The 427-nt window shown below is 77.0% G+C and carries 1 protein-coding gene; it reads right to left on the bottom strand.

Features of this window, described 5'->3' with window-relative positions:
* Window positions 1-164: 164 nt before the first annotated feature.
* On the bottom strand, window positions 165-427 hold a 263-nt coding region (locus E9565_RS22000), incomplete at its 5' end, for a GNAT family N-acetyltransferase (RefSeq protein WP_236836737.1).

The raw sequence follows: 427 nt of genomic DNA, 5'->3' as shown, positions 1-427 counted from the left end.
TCGACGGGCAGGTCGCGGGGTACGCGGAGTACCGGCGGCGGGGGCCGTCGGTGGCGTTCACCCACACCGTCGTCGAGCCGGAGTTCGAGGGCCGGGGCGAGGAGGCGGGCGGGAACGGCGTCCATGCCCGGTGGACGGGGTGGCGGCGGAAACGGTTCCGCCGGTCAGCCGGGCGCGAGCCCGAACTGCGCCCGGCGGGCCTCGGGGACGAGGTCGGCGTAGCCGGGGTGGCGCTGGATCCAGCTGCGGATGAACGGGCAGAACGGGAGCACCGACGCCCCCTCCGCCCGTACCGCGTCGAGCGCGCCCCGTGCCAGGGCGGAGCCGACGCCCCGGCCCTCGAACTCCGGCTCGACGACGGTGTGGGTGAACGCCACCGACGGCCCCCGCCGCCGGTACTCCGCGTACCCCGCGACCTGCCCGTCGA

It is taken from the genome of Blastococcus sp. KM273129, assembly GCF_021698995.1.
Classification (GTDB): Bacteria; Actinomycetota; Actinomycetes; order Mycobacteriales; family Geodermatophilaceae; genus Blastococcus.
Note: the sequence above shows the minus strand (reverse complement) of the source record. Positions and strands in the feature narration are given on the sequence as shown.